This is a genomic window from Gordonia terrae (assembly GCF_051789125.1).
Taxonomy (GTDB): domain Bacteria; phylum Actinomycetota; class Actinomycetes; order Mycobacteriales; family Mycobacteriaceae; genus Gordonia; species Gordonia terrae_A.
In genome coordinates this window covers 4,089,505-4,113,999 of sequence record NZ_CP196526.1, presented here as the reverse complement: position 1 = coordinate 4,113,999, position 24,495 = coordinate 4,089,505, and the positions used below count along the sequence as shown (strand labels likewise).

General features: G+C 66.3%; 24 protein-coding genes. 13 read left to right on the top strand and 11 right to left on the bottom strand.

What is annotated here, in order from left to right; translation table 11 throughout:
- Window positions 1–18 precede the first annotated feature (18 nt).
- From ACSUZC_RS18570 to ACSUZC_RS18535, 8 genes are all read right to left on the bottom strand, one after another.
- Entirely contained in the window at window positions 19–765 is a 747-nt protein-coding gene (locus ACSUZC_RS18570; RefSeq protein WP_439029931.1) for a DUF1275 family protein, read from the bottom strand.
- Window positions 766–1,092: 327 nt separating this feature from the next.
- Complete coding sequence (locus ACSUZC_RS18565; RefSeq protein WP_439029930.1) at window positions 1,093–1,695, bottom strand: hypothetical protein; 603 nt, start codon at window positions 1,693–1,695, stop codon at window positions 1,093–1,095.
- A 337-nt stretch (window positions 1,696–2,032) separates the two neighbouring features.
- The gene (locus tag ACSUZC_RS18560) at window positions 2,033–2,272 is read right to left on the bottom strand and encodes a hypothetical protein (protein ID WP_439029929.1); all 240 of its coding nucleotides are present in this window, start codon (window positions 2,270–2,272) and stop codon (window positions 2,033–2,035) included.
- A gap of 345 nt (window positions 2,273–2,617) precedes the next feature.
- Entirely contained in the window at window positions 2,618–3,913 is a 1,296-nt protein-coding gene (locus ACSUZC_RS18555) for a hypothetical protein (RefSeq protein ID WP_439029928.1), read from the bottom strand.
- Between the two features lie 76 nt (window positions 3,914–3,989).
- On the bottom strand, window positions 3,990–4,400 hold the full coding sequence (locus ACSUZC_RS18550) for a hypothetical protein (protein ID WP_439029927.1): 411 nt from the start codon (window positions 4,398–4,400) through the stop codon (window positions 3,990–3,992).
- 230 nt (window positions 4,401–4,630) lie between these two features.
- A complete protein-coding gene (locus tag ACSUZC_RS18545; protein WP_439029926.1) occupies window positions 4,631–6,163 on the bottom strand; it encodes a long-chain-fatty-acid--CoA ligase in 1,533 nt (510 codons plus the stop codon).
- Entirely contained in the window at window positions 6,160–7,287 is a 1,128-nt protein-coding gene (locus tag ACSUZC_RS18540) for an acyl-CoA dehydrogenase family protein (RefSeq protein WP_439029925.1), read from the bottom strand. Before ACSUZC_RS18540 ends, ACSUZC_RS18545 begins: the two co-directional genes overlap by 4 nt.
- Before the next feature lie 29 nt (window positions 7,288–7,316).
- Entirely contained in the window at window positions 7,317–8,519 is a 1,203-nt protein-coding gene (locus tag ACSUZC_RS18535) for an acyl-CoA dehydrogenase family protein (protein ID WP_439029924.1), read from the bottom strand.
- A gap of 147 nt (window positions 8,520–8,666) precedes the next feature.
- Between ACSUZC_RS18535 and ACSUZC_RS18530 the strand changes: the two genes are divergently transcribed.
- The 12 genes from ACSUZC_RS18530 (at window position 8,667) to ACSUZC_RS18475 (ending at window position 20,607) form a co-directional block, all read left to right on the top strand.
- Complete coding sequence (locus tag ACSUZC_RS18530) at window positions 8,667–8,861, top strand: ferredoxin (RefSeq protein WP_439029923.1); 195 nt, start codon at window positions 8,667–8,669, stop codon at window positions 8,859–8,861.
- Window positions 8,862–8,943: 82 nt separating this feature from the next.
- A complete protein-coding gene (locus ACSUZC_RS18525; RefSeq protein ID WP_439029922.1) occupies window positions 8,944–9,834 on the top strand; it encodes a 3-oxoacyl-ACP reductase in 891 nt (296 codons plus the stop codon).
- Between the two features lie 63 nt (window positions 9,835–9,897).
- Window positions 9,898–10,662, top strand: a complete 765-nt coding sequence (locus tag ACSUZC_RS18520; protein ID WP_238418589.1) for an MlaE family ABC transporter permease — start codon at window positions 9,898–9,900, stop codon at window positions 10,660–10,662.
- A 3-nt stretch (window positions 10,663–10,665) separates the two neighbouring features.
- Window positions 10,666–11,517, top strand: a complete 852-nt coding sequence (locus ACSUZC_RS18515) for an MlaE family ABC transporter permease (protein ID WP_004022039.1) — start codon at window positions 10,666–10,668, stop codon at window positions 11,515–11,517.
- 3 nt (window positions 11,518–11,520) lie between these two features.
- Window positions 11,521–12,696 (top strand): MCE family protein, encoded by a 1,176-nt coding sequence (locus ACSUZC_RS18510; RefSeq protein ID WP_439029921.1) that lies wholly within the window; start codon window positions 11,521–11,523, stop codon window positions 12,694–12,696.
- Complete coding sequence (locus tag ACSUZC_RS18505; protein ID WP_439029920.1) at window positions 12,689–13,747, top strand: MCE family protein; 1,059 nt, start codon at window positions 12,689–12,691, stop codon at window positions 13,745–13,747. Before ACSUZC_RS18510 ends, ACSUZC_RS18505 begins: the two co-directional genes overlap by 8 nt.
- Window positions 13,744–14,964: an MCE family protein gene (locus ACSUZC_RS18500; protein WP_439029919.1), complete on the top strand. Its 1,221-nt coding sequence runs from the start codon at window positions 13,744–13,746 to the stop codon at window positions 14,962–14,964. Before ACSUZC_RS18505 ends, ACSUZC_RS18500 begins: the two co-directional genes overlap by 4 nt.
- Window position 14,965: 1 nt before the next feature.
- Window positions 14,966–16,240: an MCE family protein gene (locus ACSUZC_RS18495; protein ID WP_439029918.1), complete on the top strand. Its 1,275-nt coding sequence runs from the start codon at window positions 14,966–14,968 to the stop codon at window positions 16,238–16,240.
- Window positions 16,237–17,514: an MCE family protein gene (locus tag ACSUZC_RS18490; protein ID WP_439029917.1), complete on the top strand. Its 1,278-nt coding sequence runs from the start codon at window positions 16,237–16,239 to the stop codon at window positions 17,512–17,514. The genes ACSUZC_RS18495 and ACSUZC_RS18490 overlap by 4 nt, the downstream gene beginning before the upstream one ends.
- Entirely contained in the window at window positions 17,514–18,947 is a 1,434-nt protein-coding gene (locus ACSUZC_RS18485; protein WP_439029916.1) for an MCE family protein, read from the top strand. The genes ACSUZC_RS18490 and ACSUZC_RS18485 overlap by 1 nt, the downstream gene beginning before the upstream one ends.
- Window positions 18,911–19,888, top strand: a complete 978-nt coding sequence (locus tag ACSUZC_RS18480) for a hypothetical protein (protein WP_439029915.1) — start codon at window positions 18,911–18,913, stop codon at window positions 19,886–19,888. Before ACSUZC_RS18485 ends, ACSUZC_RS18480 begins: the two co-directional genes overlap by 37 nt.
- Complete coding sequence (locus tag ACSUZC_RS18475) at window positions 19,888–20,607, top strand: hypothetical protein (RefSeq protein WP_439029914.1); 720 nt, start codon at window positions 19,888–19,890, stop codon at window positions 20,605–20,607. Before ACSUZC_RS18480 ends, ACSUZC_RS18475 begins: the two co-directional genes overlap by 1 nt.
- Window positions 20,608–20,790: 183 nt before the next feature.
- Here the strand turns inward: ACSUZC_RS18475 and ACSUZC_RS18470 are convergent, their stop codons facing one another.
- Window positions 20,791–21,171, bottom strand: coding sequence for a hypothetical protein (locus ACSUZC_RS18470; RefSeq protein WP_439029913.1), 381 nt, complete (start codon window positions 21,169–21,171; stop codon window positions 20,791–20,793).
- A gap of 30 nt (window positions 21,172–21,201) precedes the next feature.
- Here ACSUZC_RS18470 and ACSUZC_RS18465 point away from each other — a divergent pair, with 30 nt between their 5' ends.
- Window positions 21,202–23,127 (top strand): heavy metal translocating P-type ATPase, encoded by a 1,926-nt coding sequence (locus ACSUZC_RS18465; RefSeq protein ID WP_439029912.1) that lies wholly within the window; start codon window positions 21,202–21,204, stop codon window positions 23,125–23,127.
- Window positions 23,128–23,249: 122 nt separating this feature from the next.
- Here ACSUZC_RS18465 and ACSUZC_RS18460 read toward each other — a convergent pair whose 3' ends face one another.
- Window positions 23,250–23,963 carry an FABP family protein gene (locus ACSUZC_RS18460; RefSeq protein WP_439029911.1) on the bottom strand — a complete coding sequence of 238 codons (714 nt, stop codon included), beginning with the start codon at window positions 23,961–23,963 and terminating at the stop codon, window positions 23,250–23,252.
- Between the two features lie 221 nt (window positions 23,964–24,184).
- Window positions 24,185–24,490 (bottom strand): DUF1416 domain-containing protein, encoded by a 306-nt coding sequence (locus tag ACSUZC_RS18455; protein ID WP_238423364.1) that lies wholly within the window; start codon window positions 24,488–24,490, stop codon window positions 24,185–24,187.
- Between the last annotated feature and the right edge of the window lie 5 nt (window positions 24,491–24,495).

Here is a 24,495-nt window from a genome sequence, read left to right as displayed (position 1 = left end):
CGGCGCGACAGGGTCAGGTCAGCGGACGTCGGCACGCAAGAACTTCGGATGATCCAGGCGCCAGGTGATCGTCGCGACGACCACCGCGACCACGGCCAGGGTCAACAGCGAGTTCCGTTCGTCGAAGGCGTTGAACAGCAGGCCGCCGAATCCCGCACCGGCGAGGAATCCCGCATAGGTGCTCAGGTGAGCGACCCATCCCCATCGCTTGGCGCCGGCCACGTGCAACCCGGCGCCCTGGCCGATCTTCACCAAGGTGCCCGTCACATAAGACAAGGGCATGACGACCTCGCCTTTGCGGCTGATCGAGGTGTTGAGTGCGCCGAGACCGAACGCCAGGCAGAGGACCGGGCCGGCGCCGAAGTCGCGATTGCCGTTCTCCAGCCCGATGTCGATCAGCCACGCCGCGATCGTCGAACCCGCGGTCAGCATGGTCGCCCCGTGCCGGGCCTTGCGCCACACGTACATCCTGGCCAGGGTGGCCACGAACACGCCGAGAACGAACACCACCACGGTGAGCAGAGCTGTGAGACCGAGACGATGCGCCCCCTTGATGTGCTCGAGCACCAAGCGTTCGCTGTTGCCCGTCATGAAGGTCACGTACCACCCGGAGGAGTACAGCCACGCCGCTGCGCCGGTGGCGCCGGCCAACGCGGCGAGGACTGCTGCGAGAACCATCTCCCGCCCGTCGTAAAAGGGGCCCAGCAACTCCTTTCGGGTTGACTGTCTGCGGGAGTCGGGTGCGGTGCGTTCGGCTACGGTCATCGGTCGGCTCCAGTCCTGTCGGTAGGGCTGTGGTCGTGATCGGCTTTCGAACGGGGGAGTGCGTCCCGGCGGCATCGGCGGTCTGTCCCGTCGGGGAAGCCCGAATTGAGCATTTCCCTACTCCCAGAGCACCGGAAGTCGGCCGTCGGCGCCACGTGAGTCCGACCACATGCACGCCCACGCCGGGCAATTCGTCACCAATCGACCCGTCCTCGGAACCAACGCGTCTGCACTACCGTTTCGACGTGGCCGTTACCGCTGCTGGTTGAGCCGGCACCGAGCGCAGCCGCCGGGCCGAGCACGACGGAAACGGCCTCGCCGCTTCGCTCAGGCTAGGGCGAGGTGTACTCGCCCCCACAGGTCGTCGACGATGTCGGCGACGTCGGGCGGGAGGCAACTCGCGTCGGGGCACGGCCCTGGCGGCATGGGGGTCGGTGCGATCAGGGTGCCGACTTCGGCGGGAAGTGTCAGCCGCGTGGTTCGCGCGGTCGACCGCTTTCCGGTCGGGCCCAGCGTCCCCCACTGTTCGACGCCGTCGAACCCCGGCACCGTCGTGCATCCCCAGTACAGGTCGAAGGCGCCGTCGGGCAGGACGGTGGACCCGCTCGGGCCCTCGTCGGTGAACACCTCGAGCGCCACGGTGCGCGTGGCGCCCGGCGCGATCAGGGCGCGCGGGTCGACCGGATTGACGTATCCGAAGGGTGGTCGCGAGTCGCTGTCGGCCACGGACCCGGCCGGGAGCCCGAACATCTTGCGACCGATCACCGCAGTGGACCGGTTCGTGACGGTCACGGTGACCGAGTTGCCCGATACCGAAGGTGTGATCGTCACGTCGTTCGGTGCGGCGTTCGCGATCGTGGGGGAGAGGATCGCCGCGGTTGCGCATCCGAGTGCGGCTCCGAGTGCGCGGAGCAGGTACTTACCGGTCATGGTGTCGAGCCTCTCGTCGGACGTACTGGTGCCAGTGTCACCTACCCGGCCCGCACACCCGCCACCAACGGACGCATCCGCCACCGTTCGGAGGACTGATGTGTCAATTAGCGGTGGATTTGCAGCCTTCTCCTCAGTGAAGGGCATCTCTAGCGGTTCCCTGGGCAGACACGTAGTCCTTGCGAGGCTGGAACACGCGCACGTACGAACGCCTATCGAACGAGAACCACTGCCAGTTCCGCAGATTCGTAGACCTATAAGGAGGTCAGGACCTGCTGTCCAAAGACCCCACACCGCACACCGTCAGACACTGAATGCAGAACTTCAAGACGGGTGGCTAGAGATTGGTCAGGACGTACACGGCGAAACCCGCGACGAACGTGATGGCGCCGGCCACGATCCCAGTCCCAGTTTGTCTCGCCGGTCCAGGAAAGAGCATGCATAGCGAACCTGCGAGCAGGGCGAGCAACACGAGCAGCACACCGAGACCCCACAGGAGTGCGTAAGCAATGAACGATAGTGACACCGCGGCAATCGCGACAAACGGTGTTCCGGGACCGAAATAGCGCGAGTCCACGATCAAGCTCCTAGCGATAAGGGGATGAGCCCACCGACGGAAACAGCGACGCCAATGACGGCCGCCCAACTCCGAGCGCTCACGCGATTGAGCCACGCCATGACTCCCGCTACCAGCAGCCCCGCAATCACCGCACCTACCCTTATAGCGACTATTGACACCCCGCCGATCGCATAGGGAGCGCTGAATACTGTCACCATCAACAGCATGGCCGTTGCGGTCTGTGCCCAGTACACGGGTTGAGGTGCGGGCCCGACTGTTACGTCCGTTTCGCGTTGACCGCCAGTCATCGGCATCGCACCTGCGGCTGGATGGGAGGCAGATAGCGCGATGCCATCGTCGTTGTCACGATCCTTCCGCTCGCGGGGGACTGCTGGGGTCTCCAAGGTCGGTCATGTTCGTGATCTCGCCCGTCTCGACCGGAATCCAGTCGTTACCGGGAGACGCGTTGACGACCTTCTGCTCGAACCGATCCAGATCATCCTCGTAACTCCCGTAGTCGTGGTCAAATGGCAGGTTCAAGAAGGGCCCGAATGCGATATGGTCTCCGGCGTCGTCGCGGTACAGTTCGCGAACTTGCCCGTCCGGTAGGTATTGGTACGTCTCCATCGAGGGGTAGTCCGTAGCCTCGCCCGACACTCGTGCTCCTGTTGTGCCTGGGGTGATGATGGTCTGGCCGTTCACAGACCACGCGACCTCTGCGGCGCCCGGAGGAGCAAATGGATCGGAAGCGTTGTAGGCTATTGCGACTGTGCCATCAGGTAACTGGGACGCCGAGACTTTCGGTGTGTTTGTCTTCACCTCGCCGGAATCGGCGTTGACTGATGGGTTCTGTCTCCCGATCACCAGGCCGTTCTCGTAGTCGATGAAGTAGCTGACGCGGGTGTCCTCCGGGGAAAAATGGGGATCGAATCCGCGATTGTCTCCGAGATGATCGTCGAGTCCGCCGACGACTGTTTCGGTAGGTATGAACAAACCTGTGGCGACCACACCCTGGCCCGGGACGGGTCTAATCTTGATCACGCTGACAACGGCCGGGACGCCATCGTTTTTGGGGTTGTAGCTGTGCGGGTCCAATGCAGCGGCGATCCGCCAGTCGTTGTCGCTGACCGGAACTCGACCGTAGACTTCGCGGAACGCGTCCACTTGATTCACCGCACGCGTCATCGACCCGCTGGACGTGGCGATCGACGCCGGTGTTATTCCGCTCAGCGCAGCCAGAGCCGAGCTGACAGCCGCGCTCGTGTCGCTCACAGCCTGGTCCGCGGCATTACCGAGATTGCGCAGGGCGGTCTGGTGTTGAAAGGCGACGTTTTCGCTGTACTCGGTTCCTGGCGGCGCCATCGATTCCTCGAAGGTCACCTCGTACTCGCGGCTCCCCCGGTTCAACACATAACCCTGGGACTCGATTGATTTTCTTCCGTTCTCCAGCGCAGTGACTGCTCCTTCGATGGAAAACGCGCCGCGGTTCATCGCATCGGCGAGATCGCCGTATTCGTCCGCGACGCCGCGGAGCCAGCGTGTGATGGCCGACGCTCGGTCGTCGGCCGGTCCTCTGGCCGTACCCGTCCACTCCGCACCCGTCAGGTTGAGGACGGGGTTTCCAGCCTTAGGCGCCTCGGCGTCCAGACGAGCCTTCATGGCGAACAGTCCATTGGCGATGAGCCGGAATCGATCAGGCGTCCATGCTGTGACTTCGTTGTAGCTCGGCGGTATGCTACCGCGGTCCCCTCTCCGTGACGCCCAGGAGAATTTCGAGCGGAACTGGGTGGTCCGTCAGTGGGCCGGTCCTCGAAGGGAAGGCGATCGCGCTCGAAATGCGGTTCGCTCCGGATTGATCAGTGTTGACGGTGGTGTCGCGGGCGTTGATCACCAACTCAGCAAAAGCAGAGATTGCCTTCGAAGCATTCGACATCGACGTCTTGATCTGCGAATCACCTGAGCTCGCGATACCGCTCATGTCGTCGGTCGCGCCTCGGAAAGAGCCGGCGAGTCCACTAAACGTCTGGGTCGCGTAGGTGGTCCCCAGTCCTGCACTGAGGTGCAACCCCCCGATGTTCGAGGCGCACTGTTGGATCTCCACAGCGGCTGTGACCAGCGCCGCCGGATCTACGGTCAGATCTGCCATCGTCTCCCCCCGAGAGTGTGCGTAGAAGCTAACACGATCAGCGCATACCAGAACTGTGCGCTGTCAACGTAGTGCGTGACGATCGAGAATAGGGAACGGCATCCACAGGCGGGGCAGAAGATCCGTATGACATTATGTCCGGAAACCGGACATAACGTCATACGGATTCTCCGGGGGAACCCTTCGAGGCTCGTCGCTTTCGCTCCTCAGGGAGCAGGGGGCGGCGGGTTCTACGTCGTAGACCGGTAGGCCCGACCGTCGCGAACCCACGTGGGCGGGCTGGGGTCGTCCGCCAGTAGACGTTTCACCGTCTTGAAGGTCGCGGTCTCGGGCAGCGCGTCGACGAGGCGGACGCGATACGGCCACTGTTTGGGGCCGAGATCGTCCTGCGTGCCGAGGAACGCGGTGAAGTCGTCGGGATCCAGTGAATCGGCGACGATCACCGCCTCGATCTCGTCACCGATCTCCACCGGTACACCGTGCACGGCGACCTGCCGGATCGCCGGGTGGCGCAGCAGGATTCGCTCGATGGGTCCGGTGCCGATGTTCTCGCCGTCGACGCGAAGCCAGTCGCCGAGGCGTCCGGCGAAGTGCAGGTAGCCGTCGTCGTCCACCCAGGCGAGATCGCCCGTGTGGTAGATCCCGTCGCGCATGCGTTCGGCGGTGGCATCGGGGTCGTTGTGATAACCGGCGAAAAGTCCAGGCCCCGAGGAGTTCACGATCTCACCGACCACGCCGGCCGGAACGGGCTCGCCGGTGTCGACGTCGACGACCGCGGTCGGTTCGCGCAGTGGGCCCAGGGCATCATCGGGTGTGTCAGGGGTGCGCGTGATGGCCACGCCGCCCTCGGTGGATCCGAATCCGTCGATCACCCGGCACCCGAAGCGTTCGGCGAACCGGAGCCGGTCGCGGGCGGATGCCTCGTTGCCGTACATGATCCGCAGCGAACTCGTGGCGTCGTCGGGGCGCGGATCGGTCGCGAGGATGTAGTGCATCGGTTTGCCGACGTAGTTGGCATACGTCACGCAGTACCGGTGGACGTCCTCGACGAACCCGCGCGCGGAGAAGCTGCGCCGCAACGCGATCGACGAGCCGCCCGCCACCGCGACGCACCACCCGGCGATCATCGCGTTCGAATGGAACATCGGCATCGAGAGATACGCGACATCGTCCGGCCCGATACCGAAGCGCTCGGCCAGCATCGGACCGCTGGTCGCGAAGGTCCGGTGCGTACACCGCACGGCCTTCGGGTCGCCGGTCGTCCCCGACGTGAAGATCAGCATCAGCAGGTCGTCCGGCGCCGCGTCGGCAAGGGGTGCCGGCTCACCCGCGGCCACCGCGGCCGCCCATTCGGGCGAATCGACATCGACGACCCGGGTTCCGTCCAGGTCGAGGCCGTCCAGCAGATGCCGGGTGTCCTCGCCGCACAGCACGATCTGGCATTCGGCACGGGCGATGTCGGCGGCGAGCGCGTCGCCGCGGCGGGTGGTGTTCAGGCCGACCAGCACGAATCCGTGACGAGCAGCCGCGGCGAACAGCGCGCTGAACACCGGCGTGTTGGCCAGCAGCACGCCCACGTGACGCGGGCGATCATCCGACAACCGGCCGCGCAACACCCCGGCCAGCAGCGCCGCATCGGCGAGATGATCGGTCCAGGAGCGAAATTCGCCTTCGAACCAGACCCCGCGGTCGTCGACCTCGATCAGCGGAGCGAGCAGATCGGCGACCGTCGAGGCTTGCGTCGCCGCGACCGGTCGGTTCACGCCGGCGTGGCGGCCAGCTCGGCCCCGATGGCCCGCACCGAGGCGGTCGCGGAACCGAATGCGAACTCGTTGTGCTTGGCGCGCAGGAAGTAACGATGGACCGGGTGACTGGTGTCGAGGCCGACACCACCGTGCACGTGCACGGTCGTGTGCGCGACGCGGTGTCCCGCTTCGGCCGCCCAGAACTTCGCGGTGGCGACCGCGTTCTGGAGTTCGGGGGTCCAGCCGCCGGAATTCGCCAGCAACCACGACGCCTGCGTCGTCGTCAGGGCGAGCCCCTGCGCGTCGATGTATCCGTCGGCGAGGCGTTGGGCGACGGCCTGGAACGAGCCGATGGCGCGTCCGAACTGTTCACGCTCGCGGGCGTATTCGGCGGTGAGTTCCAGTGCGCGGTCGACGACCCCCGACTGCTCGGCGCAGCATGCGAGAGTGGCGCGCCCGGTCAGAACGGCCACCGTCTCGGCGCCACCCGCGAGGACCGCGTCGGATTCGACCGCGGCCCCGTCGAATTCGACTTGCGCACAGGGGATCAAGCCGGTGGACGGGGTGGGGGTGACCGTCACGCCCGGGGCATCGGCGGCCACGAGTACCGCCACGACTCCATCGGCTCCGAGCGCGTCGACCACGAAGAGGTCCGCGGCTTCGGCGTAGGGCACGTTGACCTTGACGCCGGTGAGCGTGGACCCGTCGCCGGACAGCGTCGCGGTGGTTGATCCGGGACCGGCGGAGAGGTCCTCTTCGACGGCGACGGTCAGCACGACTTCGCCTGCGGCACCCGGGCGCAGCACCCGCTCGCGTACACCCGCCGAACCGTGGGCGGCGATCACGGGCAGGGCGGCGACGGCATGCGGTCCGAACGGGACACGGGCGAGGACACGGCCGAGTTCGACGGCGACCAGCGTGTTCTCGACGACCCCCAGGTCGCCGCCGGCATCCCCGGCGGTCTCGGAGGACAACTCCAGGCCCAGCAGACCGGCGCCGCCCAGCTCGCGCCAGAGGTCGGCGTCGATCGGGGCGCGGCCGGACTCCAGCTCGGCGACCCGTTCGGGGGTGCTGACCGAGGTCGCGATGTCGCGCGCGAGACCGCGGACGTCGGCGCCGGATTCGGGAAGCGAGAAATCCATGGGGACAGTGCCTTTCGAGAACGAGGAGATCAGCGACGCTGATGCGGCAGACCGAGTGCGAGCATCGCGATGATGTCGCGCTGGATCTCGTTGGTGCCGCCGCCGAAGGTGAGGATCAGTGACGTGCGCTGGTAGCGCTCGAGGCGCCCGTTGAGGTGTGCTCCCGCACTGCCGGTGCGCAGCGTGGCGGCCGGTCCGACGACCTCCATCAGCAATCGGTAGGCCTCGGTGGCGAATTCGGTGCCGTACACCTTGGTCGCCGAGGCGTCGGCCGGGCTCGGTGAGCCGCCCGAGCTGGCGACCGAGGCGATCTTCCAGTTGATCAGCTTGAGGAACTCGACCTTGGCATGGACGCGGGCGAGGTTCTGCTGCACCCACGGCGCGTCGATGACGCGGTGGCCGTCGCCGGTCTTTGTCGCCTGCGCCCACGCGATCGTCTCGCGCAGAGCGGTCTGGATGGGGGCCGCGCTACACAGGGCGACGCGCTCGTGGTTGAGCTGATTGGTGACCAGCGGCCACCCGCCGCCCTCCTCGCCGACGATCGACGAGGTCGGGACGCGAACGTCCTGGTAGTAGGTCGCGCTGGTGTCGACACCCGACATGGTGTGCACCGGTGTGTAACTGAACCCCTCGGCGGTGGTCGGCACGATGAGCATCGAGATGCCCTTGTGCTTCTTCCCGCCCTCTTGCAGGGTCGACGGATCCGTGCGGCAGGCCAGCCAGATGTAGTCGGCATAGGCGACCAGGCTCGTCCACATCTTCTGGCCGTTGATGACGTAGTCGTCGCCGTCGCGTACCGCGGTGGTCCGTAACGCGGCCAGGTCGGTTCCCGCGCCGGGCTCGGAGTATCCGATCGAGAAGTGCAGCTTCCCGGCCGCGATGCGCGGCAGGAAGTAGGCCTTCTGCTCGTCGGAGCCGTAGTTCATGATGGTCGGCGCCACCGAGTTGATGGTGAGGAACGGAACCGGCGCGCCGGCGATGGCCGCCTCGTCGGTGAAGATCAGCTGATCCATCATCGATCGGTTCTGTCCGCCGAACTCGGTGGGCCAGCCCAGGGCGAGCCAGCCGTCGGCACCCATCTGGGCGACGACATCACGGTAGGCATCACCCTCGCCGAGTTCACCGTCGCCGCCCGAGAGTGCCGCTCGACGTTCCTCGTTCATCAGGTGCGAGAAGTAGTCGCGAAGCTCCCGTCGGAGCCCGGTTTGTTGGTCGGTATAGGCGATGCGCATCGACACTCCAAGGGCTGGATCGGCTAGCGTCCGGTCCCCGCTTATGGTCAAGTTGACAGGGAAAGGGCTCGTTCACTTCTGAAACACGTTCTAACCTGTTCTCACAGCCCAGTCAACAGGTGACCCAACGACAAGGAGAAGGTTCCGATGCGTATCAAGGCAGATTTCGACCTCTGCGAGTCCAATGCCATCTGCGTGGGGATGGCGCCTGACTTTTTCGACCTGGATGACAACGACTACCTGGTCATTCTCCAGGAGGAGATTCCGGCCGACCGGGTCGAGGAGCTGCGCCAGGTGGCGGCCAACTGCCCCAAGTCGGCGCTCGCGGTGGTGGAGGACTGACTTCACCGAAAACCCGGCGCGGTTCCATCCGTTCGTGAATCATGCTAGAACAGGTTCTAGTTTTAGCTCAGGAGGATGTCGGGTGGGTTACTCGTTGGACGGTCGCGTCGCGGTCGTCACCGGTGCAGGTGCAGGTCTCGGTCGTGCGGAGGCCCTCGGTCTGGCGTCCGAGGGCGCCGCGGTCGTGGTGAACGACCTCCCTGCGGCGCTCGAGAAGAGCGACGTGGTCGAGGCGATCACCGCCGCGGGCGGCCGCGCCGTCGCGGTACCCGGTGACATCGGCGATGCCGCCACCGCGAGCGCCATCATGTCCACGGCGACCGAACAGCTCGGCTCGCTCGACATCGTCGTGAACAACGCGGGCGTGGTCCGGGACAAGATGCTGTTCAACATGACCGACGACGAGTGGGACCTGGTGATCCGCGTGCATCTGCGCGGCCACTTCCTGCTCAACCGCAACGCCGCGGCACATTGGCGCGCGGCGTCGAAGGCGGCCGGGGGGCCGGTGTACGGCCGGATCATCAACACCTCGTCGGAGGCAGGCCTGCTCGGTCCCGAGGGGCAGGCCAACTACGGCGCCGCGAAGGCCGGTATCACCGCGCTGACCCTGTCGGCCTCGCGCGCGCTGCAGCGGTACGGCGTACGTGCCAACGCGATCTGCCCACGGGCCCGGACGGCGATGACCGCCGCGGTCTTCGGCGAGGCGCCGGCCGACGGCGTGGACCCGCTCGACCCCGAACACGTCGTGCGTCTGGTCAACTACCTCGCCGGCCCCGAGTCCGATGCCGTCACCGGTCAGGTGTTCGTCGTCTACGGGCCCAAGGTCACCCTGATGGCCGCACCGACGGTCGACGAGGTCTTCGTCGCCGACGGTGACGCGTGGGCCGCCGAGGACCTCGCGAAGACGCTCACCGGGCATTTCGCCGACCGGGATCCGGGTCGGACCTTCTCGGCAAGCGCTCTGGTCAACTGACCGATTCGGCTGGATTCTGCGTGGTAGGTTTCGCGATGGTGCGAGGGTGAAGGGGGGTCGCTGGTGCTGAGCAGGTTGGCCACACCCCTGAGTGGGATCGGGGATTTCGTCGCGCTCGGTGTGGAGTCGGCGCGCGAGCTGTTCCATCGTCCGTTCCAGTGGCGGGAGACCGTCGAGCAGTCCTGGGCGATCGCCCGGGTGTCCATGGTGCCCACGCTGTTGGTCGCCATCCCGTTCACGGTTCTCGTGAGCTTCACGCTCAACATCCTGCTGCGTGAGATCGGCGCACAGGACCTCTCCGGGGCGGGTGCCGCACTCGGCACCATCACCCAGATCGGTCCGATCGTCACCGTGCTGATCGTCGCCGGCGCAGGTGCCACCGCCATCTGCGCCGATCTCGGCGCCCGGACCATCCGCGAAGAGATCGACGCGATGAAGGTGCTCGGCATCAACCCGATCCACCGCCTCGTGGTGCCGCGCATCGTGGCCTCGACCGGTGTGGCGCTGCTGCTGAACAGTCTCGTCTGCACCATCGGCATCGGCGGCGGCTTCATCTTCTCCGTCTATCTCCAGGACGTGAATCCCGGTGCCTTCGTGGCCAATCTGACGCTGCTCACCGGTTTCGGCGAGTTGATGATCTCGATGGTCAAGGCCGCACTGTTCGGCTTGTTCGCCGGCATGGTCGGCTGCTACCAGGGACTCAACGTCAAGGGTGGCGCGAAGGGCGTCGGCGACGCCGTCAACGAGACCGTCGTCTACTCGTTCATGGCCCTGTTCGTCGTCAACGTCGTCGTCACCGCCGTCGGTCTCAAAGCAACGGCGGGCTGAGCGATGGTACTTCCGTTCACCACTCGATTCCGTACCGCCCGCGTCGCGGTGAAGCGGGCCGGCGAGGACTGGGATCAGATCGGCGACCAGGCGCTGTTCTACTGGGACAGCGTCGTGTCGATCCCCCGCGCGATCAAGCACTACAAGAAGGAGACCCTCCGGCTGATCGCCGAGATCTCCATGGGCACCGGAGCGCTCGCGATGATCGGCGGCACCGTCGTGGTCGTCGGGTTCCTCACGCTGTTCACCGGCGGCACGATCGCGGTGCAGGGCTACAGTTCGCTCGCCAACATCGGTGTCGAGGCCCTGACGGGCTTCTTCTCGGCCTTCATCAACGTGCGCATCGCGGTGCCCGTGATCTCGGGTATCGCCCTGGCCGCGACAATCGGTGCCGGTGCCACCGCGCAGCTCGGCGCCATGCGGGTGTCGGAGGAGATCGACGCGCTCGAGACCATGGCGATCTCGTCCATCCCGTACCTCGTCAGCACTCGGATCATCGCCGGGCTGATCGCGATCATCCCGCTCTACGCGCTCGCGTCGCTCGCGTCGTTCCTCGCGAGCCGTTCGGCGACGGTGTTCCTCTATGGACAGTCACCCGGTGTGTACGACCACTACTTCGACACGTTCCTCATACCGTCGGACATCCTGTGGTCGTTCGTGCAGGCCATCTGTATGGCGGTCGCGGTCATGTTGATCCACACCTACTACGGTTACAACGCCTCGGGTGGCCCGGTCGGCGTGGGCGTCGCCGTCGGCAACGCGGTCCGCGCGTCCCTCGTCGTCGTCGTGGTGATCACGCTGCTGACCTCGCTCGCCATCTACGGCGCCGATGGCAAGTTCAACCTGGCGGGCTGAGAGATGAGCAAGAGACAAGAGCGTTCACGGGGTACCCGCCGAGCGGCGGCCGTCGTCATGGTCGCCGTGCTGCTGGCACTCATCATCGGTGCGAGCGCGTCGTTCCTCGGGGCGTTCAAGGGCACGCAACAGGTGACCCTCGTCGCGCCGCGCGCGGGCCTGGTGATGAACCCCGATGCGAAGGTGAAGCTGCGCGGGGTCGAGGTGGGCCGCGTCGCGGAGATCGCCGAACAGAACGGCAACGCGATCCTCACGCTCGACATAGCCGACGCCGACATGGCCAAGATCCCCGGCAACGTCATCGCCGACATCAAGTCCAACACCATCTTCGGTGCGAAGGCGGTGAACTTCGTGGTGCCGGGGGAGCCGGAGGGCACCCTGTCGGCCGGTGCCGAGATCCCTGCCGACCGGGTGGTCGTCGAACTCAACACCGTGTTCCAGCAACTCGTCTCGGTCCTCGCTCAACTGCAGCCGGAGAAGCTCAATGCGACTCTCGGCGCGATCAACACCGCGCTGGCCGGTCAGGGTGAGGAGATCGGCGACGCCCTCGAACAGCTGACGACGCTGCTGGGCAAGACCAATCCGCACCTGCCGGCGTTGAACCGGTTGTTCCGCGAGGGTGCGACCGTCACCAACGTCTACGCCGACTCGATGCCGAACCTGCTGCGCACCGTCGACAACTTCACCGTCGTGGGAAACACCCTGGTGGACAACACCTCCAACCTCGACGCTCTGCTGATCAACGCGACGGGGATGGCCAACACCATCGACGGGGTCATCGCACCGTCGAAGAAGACGCTCATCGGTGCACTCTCTGACCTCAATCCCATTGCCGCCCTGCTCGGTTACAACGCGCCCGGGATCAAGTGCTTCCTCACGTCCAGCGCGATCGCCTCCGAGGTCGCGGCCCCCTTCCTGGGGGAGCGCAACGGCATGCTGATGCTCGATGCCGGTCTGTTGCCGGGCAAGGATCCGTACGCCTATCCCTACGATCTGCCCGTCGTCGGCGTCGAAGGGCCTCCCACGTGTGCGGGCGGTCTGTCCGACCCCTCCACCAAGGTGCCCGCGCCATTCTACGTCGGCAACAACGCACCTCAGCCCTACCAGCCCAGGACCAAGCCGAAAGCCAACTCGCAGAAGCTGTTCCAGATCCTGTTCGGAGAACCGCCCCGTGGATAACCGCGCACGCGCGTTCCGCGCGACCCTGATCAAACTGGGTGCCTTCACCGTCGTGATGGTCCTGGTGTTCGTGGCGCTGGTCGTGGTGTTCAGCCGCTACCGTTCCGGCGCGTCCAACGAGTACAGCGCCGTCTTCACCAGCGCCTCGGCGATGAAGTCGGGCAGCAAGGTGAAGATCGCCGGGGTCGAGGTCGGCTCGGTCGGTGGTGTCGAGCTGAACCGTGCCAACGAGGCGGTCGTCACCTTCAGCGTCGACGAGCAGTACCCGCTCCCCGAATCGGTCCGTGCCATGATCAGGTACGAGAACCTCACCGGCGACCGGTATCTCGAGTTGCAGCAGGGGACCGGCAACACCTCGACCTTCCTCGCCAAAGGCGCCGAGATCCCGGTCACCCAGACCGAACCCGCGCTCGACCTCGACAAACTCGTCGGTGGTTTCAAGCCGTTGTTCCGCACCCTCAACGCCGACGACGCCAACGCGCTCACCAGTTCGTTGATCGCTGTATTCCAGGGACAGGGCGGTGCACTGAACACACTGCTCGGGAACACCGCGTCGTTCACCGACTCGCTGGCCGATCGCGATCAGCTGATCGGCGATGTCATCGACAACCTCAACACGACCCTGGCCACCCTCGACGGCGACCGCGAGGGGCTCGACACGAGCGTCGACCTGTTGCAGCAGCTGGTGACCGGTCTCGCCGAGCAGAAGGGCACGATCGGCAACGCGCTCACCCAGACCTCACGGGTGACCAACGGTCTGGCCGACCTGCTCGGCACCACCCGCCCGACCCTGCAGTCGATGGTCACCAACACCGGCCGCGTCTCGGAGGAGCTGCTGGCCGCCGAACCATTCATCCGCGATCTGATCTCGCGGCTGCCCGAGGACTACAAGACGCTGTCGAACCTCGGTTCGTATGGCGCGTGGCTGCAGATCTACTTCTGCCGCATCCGGTTGATGCTCCCGGCCCCGGGTGGACAGACGATCCTGTACACGTCGAACAACGTGATGGGCGACTCCACCCGCGCCGGCGGAAGGTGTGACGGCTCATGAGTGTTCCCTTCGGCGGACTGTTCTCCAGTCGCAGAGCCGAATCCGACGAGGCCGACGTCGCTCGCGAGGTGAAGCGCGGCCAACGAAGCCGCGCCCAGGTCGGCGTCATCGGCATCGTGATCGTCGGTCTCGTGGTCATCACCGCGATGCAGATGGACAAGCTGCCCTACCTCGCGCCGATCAGTACCTATAGTGCCTACTTCGACGATGCCGGTGGACTCACCAAGGGCGACATCGTCGCCGTGTCCGGGGTGCAGGTGGGGACGGTGGAGTCGATCGAGCTCGCCGGAACCGACGCCGGCACCAAGGTGAAGGTCGGGTTCCGCATGGACGACACCGTCGAGATGGGGTCGGAGTCGCAGGCCGCGATCAGGACCGAGACGGTTCTCGGACGCCGCAACCTCACCGTCATCCCGCACGGCGGCGACCGCATCAAGCCCGGTGGTTCGATCCCGTTGGGCAACACGATCTCCCCGTACTCGCTGCAGGACGCACTCGAAGGTGCCACCGACACGATCTCGGGCACCGACACCAACCAGCTCAACGAGGCGCTGAACACGCTCACCATCACCTTCTCCGAGACCCCGGATCAGGTGCAGGGTGCCGTCAACGGTGTCGCACGCCTGTCGAAGGCTGTCGCCGATCGCGACAACGAACTGCGCGCACTGCTCGCCAAGGCCAACCAGGTCAGCAAGATCGTGGGAGACCGGAACGAGCAGATCAACCGGCTTCTCATCGACGCGAACGCTCTCGTCGGCGAGATCGAGATGCGGCGATACGCGTTGAACCAGCTCATCAAGGGCATCGGCGACGTCACCGCCCAGCTGCGCGGGTTCATCGCCGAGAACAACGCCCAGCTGACGCCGGTCCTGGAGAAGTTCGACCGGGTCGCCACGATCCTCACCGACAACGAGAAGGAACTGAAGGAGACGATCGACCGTCTCGGGCCCTTCGCCAACACCCTCGGCGAGGCGGTGGCATCGGGACCCAACTTCGACTCGCTCGTCGGGCTCAACACCTTCGGTGACTACACCGCGGTCTTCCTCAACGCCCTGCGCGGGCGATACCCACAGTTGTGGCAGTCGCTGATGTACACCAGCTTCCCGCTGCTGCCGGATGTCTTCAAACCGGGCCCACCGGCCGGCAGCGACATCCCCCGGGGTCCGCTGCCCACCCCGACCTATCCCACGCCCGCGCCCACCACGAGGGGGAGGTGACATGACCGCCGGAAGTATGAGCATCGGACGCAAGGTGCTGTTCGGCCTGCTCGCCGTGGTGCTCGCCATCGCGCTCGTCCTCGTGGGCTGGAAGGTGTTCACGAAGTCGACGACGAACACCTTCACCGCCTATTTCGCCGGCGTCGCCAGCCTCTACAAGGGCGACCCGGTCCGGGTGCTCGGCGTCAACGTCGGCAGTGTCTCGGCCATCACCCCGCGCGCCAACGACGTGAAAGTCGAACTGCGCGTGGACAAGAGTGTCGACATCCCGCAGGACGCGAAAGCAGTCATCGTCGCCCAGAGCCTCGTGTCGGGTCGTTTCGTGCAGCTCACGCCGGTGTACTCCGGGGGAGCAGTGATGGCCGACGGGACCGACATCCCGATGGACCGGACCGCCGTCCCGATGGAGTGGGACGACATCAAGGCCCAGCTCACCAGGCTCACCGAGGCCATCGGTCCCGAAGGGGCCGATCCGGGCTCGGCGGCCAAGGCCGTCAACGTGTTCGACCAGAACCTCGAGGGCAACGGCGCGGCCATCAACCAGTCGATCCGAGAGGTGTCCGACGTGATCGGTACCCTCGCGGCCGGTCGCGGTGATCTGTTCTCGACCATCCAGAGCCTGCAGAAGCTCACCGATGCGCTCTCGGGCAGTCATGAGCAACTGATGCAGTTCAACGGCCGGATCGCCTCGGTGAGTTCGGTCCTCGCCGACAACACCACCGAACTCGACGCCGCCCTCAAGGGACTCGATGCGGCGATGACAGACGTGCAGACCTTCATCGACACCAACCAGACGGCGCTGGCGTCGTCGGTGGAACGCCTCGCCGCGGCCACCAAGATCGTGGCCGACAAGGACGAGCAGGTCCGCGGGGTGCTGCACTCCGCGCCCAACCAGCTCGCCAACTTCTACAACATCTACAACCCCCTGTCGGGATCGCTGTCCGGTGTGTTCGGTCTGGGCAACGGCACGAACCTGATCACACTGCTGTGCGGGGCGATGGACTCGACCGCCCGCCCGGGCACCACGATGGCCGACGTCGACAAGTGCGTGGAGATCCTCGCACCGGTCCTGTCGTCGATCTCGATGAACTACCCGCCGTTCCTGACCAATCCGGTGCAGGGCAGGAATGCCACGCCGAACCAGCTCGAGTATCAGAACGCGAGTGTCGAGGCCCGCGCCAACGCCGGCGTCACGCGCCTGGACAACGAGACGCGCAGAGACAACCGCGGCAGTCCGCTCCGCGATCTGCTGGTGCCGTTCGGAGGTGAACGGTGACACGCGCGCGCGGCGGACTCGTCGCCGGGGCGGCGGCTCTGGCGCTGGTGCTGGCCGGATGCTCGTTCGACGGACCGAACTCGCTGCCGGTCCCCGGCGCGGAGGGCACCGGCGGCGGATCGTATGAGATCACCGCCCTGATCCCCTCGGCGGCCGGACTGGTCAACAACGCACCGGTACTCATCGACGACGCCACGGTCGGCAGTATCGGCGACATCGAGGTGCAGGACTGGAACGCGCTCGTGACGATCCGACTCAACAACGGGGTGATCGTGCCGCGCGGATCGCACGTGATGGTCGGGCTGACCAGCGTGCTGGGGTCCACCCACCTGGAGATCGTGCAGCCCGCCGAGCCCGAGGGGGGACGGTTGCAGGCCGGTGACGAGATCCCGCTCACCAAGTGTCCCGAGCAATCCAACATCGTGACCGACCCGTCGGTCCCGTCCGTGCCCGACATCAATGCGGCACAACAGGTCGCGGCGTGTACCTATCCCAGCACCGAACAGGTGCTCAGCTCGCTGTCGGTGGTGCTCAACGGCGGCGGTCTGTCCCAGCTGGGCGACATCGTGCACGAGATGAGTGACGTGTTCGGTGGCCGCGAAGAGCAGATCAAGAAGCTGATTCCGCGTCTCAACGTCCTGGTGGCTGATCTGAACTCGCAGCGCGGCAACATCATCCGTGCCACCGAGGGTCTCGACCGGCTCTCGCGCACGATGAACGAACAGGCCGGCACCATCGAGCGGGCACTCGCCGACAGCCCGCAGATCCTGCAACTGCTCGTCGACCAGCGTCAGCAGTTCCTCGACACGCTGGGTTCGGTCTCGAAGCTGTCCAAGACCGCCAACGACATCCTCGACGCCAACTCCGAGGACATCGTGACGATCGTCGAGGGCATCGAACCGGCTCTCGATCAGCTCCAGGCTGCCGGTCCGGCGATGACGCAGTCGCTCAACATCCTGCTGACGTTCCCGTTCTACGAGCCCACGATCCGACGAATCGTGAAGGGCGACTACGTGAATTCGGACCTCGTGCTCGACCTGACCCTCGAACGGTTGAACAAGACGATGTTCGCCAGTCTCGGCGTGACCGGACCCGAGGGTGTCTTCGGCCGGCCGGCCGGGGCGGCGGCTCGGGGACTCAACCCGTTCATCGCTCCGCTGCAGCCCGGTGGTGAACGGTTGCCCGATTCGGCCGAACCGATCCCGGCCAACATGGTCCCGCAGGTGTCACCGTCCACCCCGGCAGTGGTCCCGGCCGCGGGAGGTGGCCGCTGATGAAGATCACACGTTTCGTCCGTATGCAGCTGATGATCTTCGCCATCGTGACCGTGGTCGCGATGGCGGTGATGGCCTTGTTCTACATCCGGATTCCGTCGATGTTCGGGGTCGGCAGCTACCAGGTGCAATTGCTCCTGCCCACGAGCGGTGGCCTGTACCAGAACGCCAACGTGAGCTACCGCGGTGTGTACGTCGGGAAGGTCGACTCGGTGCGGCTCACCGACACCGGCGTCGAGGCGACCCTCACGATCGAGAACGACGCCGACATCCCGGCGTCGTCGACCGCCTCGGTGCGCAGCGTCTCGGCGATCGGTGAGCAGTTCGTCGAGTTCACGCCCACCCCCGAGTCGGAGGAGTCCGGGGAGTATCTGCAGAACGGTGCGACGATCGAGACCGATCAGGTTCCGGTCGAGATCTCGTCGATGCTCGACCAGGCCGATCGTCTGCTTCAGGAGATCGGCGACACCCGCCTGCGTTCGCTGATGGATGAGGCGTTCGTGGCCTTCAACGGCACCGGCGAGGCATTGCAGCGTCTGCTCGACTCGATGGCGCTGTTCGTCGACGAGGCGAACAAGAACGCCGACACCACCATCGAACTCGTCGAAGAGGCCGCCCCGCTGCTGGCGACCCAGTCGCGAACGGCCGATGACATCCGTTCCTGGACGCGGGACGTCACCGCGTTCACCGATCAGCTGCGGGCCAACCGTCCGGAGATCGGCGACATCCTCCGCAAGGGACCGGCGACCGCGTCGAAGAGCCAGGACCTCTTCGAGTCGCTGGGCGCCTCGTACCCGCTGCTGGTGTCCAACCTGGGCACGATCGCCAAGACGCAGGTGGTCTACCTGCCGAACTGGAAGCAGGTCCTGGTGCTGTACCCGCGACTGGTCAACTCGTTGATCACAGCGCTGAACACCGGTACCAACCGCTTCGGTCCGAACGTCAACTTCTCCCTCGGCTTCCAGGACCGGCCGCCGTGCAACATCGGCTTCCTGCCGAAGGAGGACTGGCGCTGGCCGTCGGTGCAGACCGCCCGTGAACTGCCGCCGGGCATGCTGTGCCGGGTTCCGCAGAACTCCAACATCGCGGTGCGCGGCGCGCGTAACTACCCGTGCGCGGAGTTCCCCGGACGGCGCGCGCCGACCCCGGCCGAGTGCGCGACGGGGTTCGTTCCGAAGCCCGGGTCGGTCGATCCGTTCCAGAGCGGACTGCCGTTCGGTCTGAAATGGCAGCCGGCGTCCTCCGGTACCGTGACACCGGGCACACCGAAGGATTTCGACGCCGAGCCCGCGGTGTACGCGACGACGTACGACCCGGATTCGGGCAACTTCATCGGTCCCGACGGCAAGACTTACAACGCCGGGACCGGCAGCGATGAGCAGGGACAGAGCAGTACATGGCAGACCATGATCAGCGGGACGGTCGCCCCGTGACGCCGGACGGCCACGGCACCACGTCCACCGATCTCCCCGGCACGGATCGTCCGGCACCGGCCGATCGACGAAATGCCAAGCGGCCGGTGCGGTCTGCGCCGATCCGGCGCGCCCGCCCGGCAGCGAGGAAGACGTCGAAGGTCGCTCCGGCGTCCGAGACCGAGGCGGCGGCCGACACGAAGTCGGAAGACACGAAGCCGGTCGAGACGAACCGGGCGGACACGGAGCCCTCAGGCGCCGCGAGTGCGGAGACAACCGGCGATCCGACTGCGGACGACCCTGCCGTGCCCGAGGCCGACTCGCGGGCGGCTGCGGCGATCGCACCCGACCCCTCCGAGGTCGAGAAGACCGTAAGCTACCGCGAACGCCGTCGCGCGCGGATGGCGTCGCGTACCGACGCTGACGACTCACCGCAGTCGCGACACGGAATCCGATACCGCGGCTCCGGTCGCCGGTCGCCCCGCGCGATCGTCGGTGTCGTGGTCGCGCTTGTCGTCATCGTCGTGTGCGCCATCGCATCCGTGGTCTTCGCCCTGGGTATCTCGCGCCAGGACCGGCTCGACGACCTGCGCGCGGAATACTCGTCGTTCGCGTCGCAGGTTCTCGTCAATCTCACGAGCATGAATCCGGAGAATGTCGACCGAACGCTGACGTCGGTCCAGGAGGACACGAGCGGCAAGGTCAAGCAAGAGGTTCAGAACAACATCCAGCAGGTGGCGGCGCTCGTGCGCGACGGCAAGTTGGAAACCCGTTCGATCATCCTCAGCTCGGCCGTCACCAAGGCCGAACCGGACGAGGGTTCGGTGATCATGGTCTTCGGGTGGCATCAGAAGTCGCTCGACGGTGAGGTTCCGTCGCAGGAGAAGGTCTTTCGCTGGCGGGTGGACATGACCCGGATCAACGGTGACCTCAAGATGACCGACTTCGAGTGGGTCGCGTGATGGCCAAGACACCGGCTGCGGCACCGACATCGACCCCGGCACCGACATCGACCCCGGCACCGACATCGACACCGGCGCGGTCGCGCTTCGCGCTCGGCAGATGCCGGCTGGGCTTGATAGCACTCGGTGTACTCGTGCTGGCCGCAGTCGTCACGACCGCATTCCTCGGGTTCCGCTACACACAGGACCGGGCCGTCGAGGATGCGCGGGAGTCGTCCCTGGCCGCCGCCCGCGACTACGCCACGACGATGTTCGGCTACAACGCCCAGAACGTGAGCGAACACATCGACCAATCGATGAGCGTGCTCACCGGGCCGGCCAAACCCGAGTACACCAAGCTCATCACCGACAACAACCTCGCCGCCGAGGTGCGCAAGCAGTCGGTCGTCTCCGAGGTGACCATCCAGGACGCCGGGGTGGTGACCAACACCGAGGACACCTCCAAGGTCCTGATCTTCATGAACCAGTCGGTCACCCGCGGGAACAAGGAACTCGTCAGCATCAACCCGTCCCGGCTCACCTTCGACATGAAGCGCGACGGGGACCGCTGGATGATCAACCTGATCGAGGTGATCACCGACGACACGTTCCGCTCCAAGATCGAGGTCGTGGAGTCACTGCCGCCCGACGCGAAACCGGTACCTGCACCCAGCTCGGCCGCCCCGTCGGCACCCCCGGTCGTCCCCGGCACTCCGCAGGCACCGGTACCCACTCCCTGAACGGTTAATCCGTTGCGCGACGCCGGGATCGGGCGTACGTTCGCGGGTACACAAGGAAGGAGGTGGTCTGATAGTGATTTCTCATCGGACATGTGAGGTGACCATCCGTTAGCAGTTGACCGTGTGGCATTCGTGTCGCACCGAGGCGGGAGACCGCCGGTCGGCGCAGCGAATACCAGGTGGTCACCCGGCCCCCGCATCCCGACCCGGTCCGGTCGGCACAGGCCCTTCAGGGCGGTGCGGGGGCCGTTCCATGTTCCGGCCAGGTTTATCGAAACGATACCCGTACCGGGTACCAGTAGTACTGGTGTAGATACCCCATGGGGGTATATCCTCGAACTCATGAAACCACAGCACGAGCATCCGTCCACGGTGGTGTCGCCCGCGGGACATGACCATGAGCACGCCGGGTCCCATGGATCCGAACACGGTCACGCCGGCCATGATCACGCCGGCCATGATCACGCCGGCCATGATCACGCCGGCCATGATCACGCCGGCCATGATCACGCCGGCCATGATCACGCCGGCCATGATCACGCCGGCCATGATCACGCCGGGCATGTCGCGCAGTTCCGACGGTTGTTCTGGGTCATGCTCGCGCTCGCGGTGCCGACCGTTGCGCTCAACGACATGTTCGCCGGTATCGCCGGGTACGGCCTGCCCGACGCCGAGTGGGTGCGCTGGGTGTCGCCCCTGTTCGGGACCGTGATCTACGCGTGGGGCGGCCGGCCGTTTCTGGCCGGCGCCGTCGACGAGATCCGTACCCGCCGCCCCGGCATGATGCTGTTGATCGCGCTGGCCATCACCGTCGCCTTCGTGTCGTCCTGGGGTTCGACGCTGCACCTGCTCGACCACGAGCTCGACTTCTGGTGGGAGCTCGCGCTTCTGGTGGTGATCATGCTGCTGGGCCACTGGATCGAGATGCGCTCACTCGCCCGCACCACCTCTGCGCTCGATTCGCTGGCCGCCCTGCTGCCCGATGAGGCCGAGAAGGTCGTCGGAGACCAGGTCGTCCCGGTGTCGCCTGCCGAGCTCGAGGTGGGGGACGTGGTGATCGTCCGGCCCGGCGCGGCCGTGCCGGCGGACGGCACCGTCGTCGACGGGTCGGCGAGCATGGACGAGTCGATGGTCACCGGAGAATCCGCTTCCGTCCGACGCGATCTCGGCGACCCCGTGGTCGCCGGTACCGTGGCCACCGATTCCGGGCTGCGTATCCGGGTGACCGCGACCGGCGATGACACGACGCTGGCGGGTATCGGAAGGCTCGTCGCCGACGCGCAGGCGTCCTCGTCGCGTGCGCAGCGCATCGCCGACACCGCGGCCGGCTGGCTGTTCTGGTTCGCACTCGGCGCGGCGGTCGTCACGGCCATCGTCTGGACGGCGATCGGGATGCCCGACGAGTCCGTCATCCGTGTCATCACCGTGCTGGTCATCGCCTGCCCCCACGCCCTGGGGCTCGCCATCCCGCTGGTCGTGTCCATCGCCACCGAGCGCGCCGCACGCGCGGGTGTTCTCGTCAAGGACCGGCTGGCACTCGAGTCGATGCGCACCGTCGACACCGTGCTCTTCGACAAGACCGGGACCCTGACCAAGGGCGAACCGGCGGTCACCGCCGTCGAACCGGCACCCGGACAGGACCGCGACCGCGTGCTGGCGTGGGCGGCCGCCGCCGAAACAGACAGTGAACATCCACTCGCCAAAGCCATCGTCGATGCTGCGGCCGGCGCCGGACTGACCGTGCCCGCCGTCGAGAACTTCTCGTCGTCGCCCGCCGTGGGTGTGACCGCCACCGTAGGGGGTCAGACCATCCGTGTGGGCGGACCCAACCTGCTCGACGAGTACGGGCTGGACGAACTGGCCGCTGCCGAGGAGTGGAAGTCGCAGGGCGCGATCATTCTTCACGTTCTCGTCGACGGGGCGATCGTGGGCGCCATCCGCCTCGCCGACGAGATCCGGCCGGAGTCCGAGGAGGCCGTCGCCGCGCTACACGGTCGGGGTGTCGAGGTCGTGATGATCACCGGGGACGCGCAGGCCGTCGCCGATGATGTCGCCGCCCGGCTCGGCGTCGACCGTGTCTACGCCGGAGTCCGCCCGGAAGGCAAGGCTGCAATCGTCGCCGGGCTGCAACACGAGGGGCGGCATGTCGCCATGGTCGGAGACGGGGTCAACGACGCGCCCGCGTTGGCGCAGGCCGACGTGGGGATCGCGATCGGTGCCGGCACCGACGTGGCGATCGGTTCCGCCGGGGTCATCCTCGCATCCTCCGACCCACGCTCGGTCCTGTCGGTGATCGAGCTGTCGCGTGCCGGTTACCGGAAGATGGCGCAGAACCTCTGGTGGGCCGCCGGATACAACCTCGTGTCGGTGCCGTTGGCCGCCGGAATCCTCGCGCCCATCGGTTTCGTCCTGCCGATGAGCGTCGGTGCCATCCTGATGTCCGCGTCGACCGTCGTGGTGGCGCTCAACGCCCAACTCCTGCGCCGCCTCGACCTGCGGCCCGGGGAGATGGGGCGCTGACGGTCGGCCAGCCGCGGAGTCGACGGTCGGCTAGCCGCTGAGTCGACGGTCGGCCAGCCGCTGAGCTGACGGTCGGCCAGCCGCGGAGTCGACGGTCGGCTAGCCGCTGAGCTGACGGTCGGCTAGCCGACGTGGCGACGGAGCTTCGCCGACAGCCGCGGGACCAGATCGCCATCGGCGTCGACCCGCTCCTCGACATACGCGAGGTCACCATCGGCGACGAGACCGTACAGGCGCTTGGCGCCGCCGGCCCGACGCCCCGACTCGGCTTTGATGACGACATCGGTCGCCAGTTCCCAGGTCGTCTGATTGAGCGGCGTGCCGTAGAAGAGTTCGATCCAGCCCTCGGCATGCGCGAGAAGTAGTTCGATGGTGTCGTCTTCGCCGATCCGCCAGAACCCGGACTCCCGCAGATCGGGCCCCACGAACGCGGCGTCGGCATCGATCACCCAGGACCGAGACTCCCAGTTCAGGAAGTTCTGGCCGTCATGGGAGACGACGATCTGCTGGGCGAAGTGATAGTCGGTGTCCGTCTCGGGGTCGTGCCCCTCGCCCTCTCCCCGCCACACCCCGACCAGCGGTAGAAGTGCGAGCAGGCCCGGGTGTAGATCCGCGCCGAGCCGCAGGTTGGCCGTGTCGGCGTCCAGCGGGAGATCGTCCCACGTCGGGACGTTGCGCTCGCGACTTCCGGACTCCTCGGCGCGGGCCTCGGCCTGACTGATCGCCTCGTCACCGGACCGGCGCGGCTCCGACGACGCAGCGCTGGACGCGCCGTCACCCGACGAGCCGGACTGCACCAACCCGTCGTCCGGTGCGCCTCCGGATGGGGGCGTCACGACTCGTCGGTGACCAGGCGATAGAGGGTGTAGACACCGAACCAGGTGATCAGCACCGAGGCCAGGATCAGCAGGATTTCGAAGAAGAGGACCACGGGAGAAATTCTAACCCCGTCACGGAGCTGCCGATCGACGGGGTGAGAAAGCAGACAGCCCGGTCACCGCAGGTGCGGTGACCGGGCTGTCGGTCAGACGGGATCGTCGTGATGGTTGCTCCGGTGTCACTTCGAAACGGTGATGTCCTTCTCGTGGATACCGGGGCCCTCAGGGCTGATCGTCACGTCGCCGTTGCCCAACGCGGACAGGGCGCGCAGCGTCCACGTACCGGGGGCGGCGAAGAAGCGGAAGTCGCCGGTCGGCGAAGCCACGACCTCGGCGGTGAACTCACCGGTCGAGTCGAGCAGACGCACGAAGGCGCCGGCGACGGGCGATCCCGAGCCGTCGGTGACCTGTCCGGTCAGCACGACCTCTTTCTCGACGTCGACGCCGGCGGGCAACTTCTGTCCCTGCTTGGGTGCAGCACACATAACTC